The following is a 1,060-nucleotide window of genomic DNA, read 5'->3' on the forward strand; positions in this document are numbered from 1 at the left end:
CTACTTAGATATTCTTGAACTTGCTTTGACTTAATTTCTATCCCTTGAATTATACTCTTCAAGTATGCTAGTGATAACAAAATTAATAATTTACTCAGTCGCTCACCTGTGAGATTAGTCCTTTCTAGGTTATATCCTCCACCCTTAAAGTCTCGCTCACATCTCTTCAATTCCAAATCTTTTTGCATAAGCATCAACTGCGGCTTGTATATCTGCCAAGCTTGTCAGAATATACCAAGGTTCTTTTGTAGTAATATTTCGATATTTACCCAGCCACTTACCTACTAGATTAAACCCCGTAATGGGTGCAGTTTTTCTGATTGTTACTTCTTGATTGAAAAAGCTATTTCCTGGCTCTAATCCTAGCATTTTTAGTTCAGCCCATAACTCCTCTTCAATCTTGATACAAACATTCTTTTTTAGTCGTAAACAGAAATCTACTTTCTTCTCCCTCAGCCAATTTCCGAGGGTAACACTACAAAATTCACGATCTCCTAACACGATCAATTTATAATCTGATAAGGCATCGAATACTGGCGTTAATACGAATTGTTGATTTTCGCTTTGTGCTGTTCCCTTGTTTGTCAAGCATTTTCCAATAAATAGGAAGAGCTGCATTTTCGCCAAATCATGCTGACCATCAAAATATTATTTGATTGCCATTTGGTTCGGTCTATTGCTAAATATACAACCTTATTCTGTTTAACACTACCTTTAATCCAACCAATTACCAGTGACAACCAAATATCATCTAGAACCCATTTATCCTCTGATAAAAATCTCTGAATCTTTTTTCTTCTACTTTCAAATTTAATGGGTATCGCTAGTTTTGTCGCTATGCTTTCTAATGTGACTTCTTTAATTGATTGCACTACTTGAATCAATAAAATTGTCAACAAGTAATTAGAATGTGTCAGCTTTTTTGACAAATGGGCATGATATAATTTTGGTATCATTTAATTGTTTTTGGGTAAGAAGCTTTCTTACCCTATCTTTTTTCATGCTATTTGTCTAGAGTGCCCTCCCTGTCTGCTCTTCAGGCGACCTGTCGCCCCGTCAG

The 1,060-nt window shown here is 35.7% G+C and carries 2 protein-coding genes and 1 pseudogene; all 3 read right to left on the bottom strand.

Features of this window, described 5'->3' with window-relative positions; genetic code table 11:
• Positions 1 to 188, bottom strand: a pseudogene (locus QUA02_RS33480) (IS4 family transposase); the annotation flags it as partial.
• The gene (locus QUA02_RS33485) at positions 157 to 618 is read right to left on the bottom strand and encodes a transposase (protein ID WP_333034036.1); all 462 of its coding nucleotides are present in this window, start codon (positions 616 to 618) and stop codon (positions 157 to 159) included. The pseudogene QUA02_RS33480 and the gene QUA02_RS33485, both read right to left, overlap by 32 nt.
• Positions 585 to 956 carry a hypothetical protein gene (locus QUA02_RS33490; RefSeq protein WP_333034038.1) on the bottom strand — a complete coding sequence of 124 codons (372 nt, stop codon included), beginning with the start codon at positions 954 to 956 and terminating at the stop codon, positions 585 to 587. Before QUA02_RS33490 ends, QUA02_RS33485 begins: the two co-directional genes overlap by 34 nt.
• Positions 957 to 1,060 lie beyond the last annotated feature (104 nt).

Source organism: Microcoleus pseudofavosus SVA1_A4 (genome assembly GCF_036700565.1).
GTDB lineage: Bacteria > Cyanobacteriota > Cyanobacteriia > Cyanobacteriales > Microcoleaceae > Microcoleus.

Bases quoted from the DNA above. Each gene is read 5' to 3' on its own strand.
- QUA02_RS33485 (WP_333034036.1), bottom strand. From the start codon at position 618: ATGCAGCTCTTCCTATTTATTGGAAAATGCTTGACAAACAAGGGAACA.
- QUA02_RS33490 (WP_333034038.1), bottom strand. From the start codon at position 956: ATGATACCAAAATTATATCATGCCCATTTGTCAAAAAAGCTGACACAT.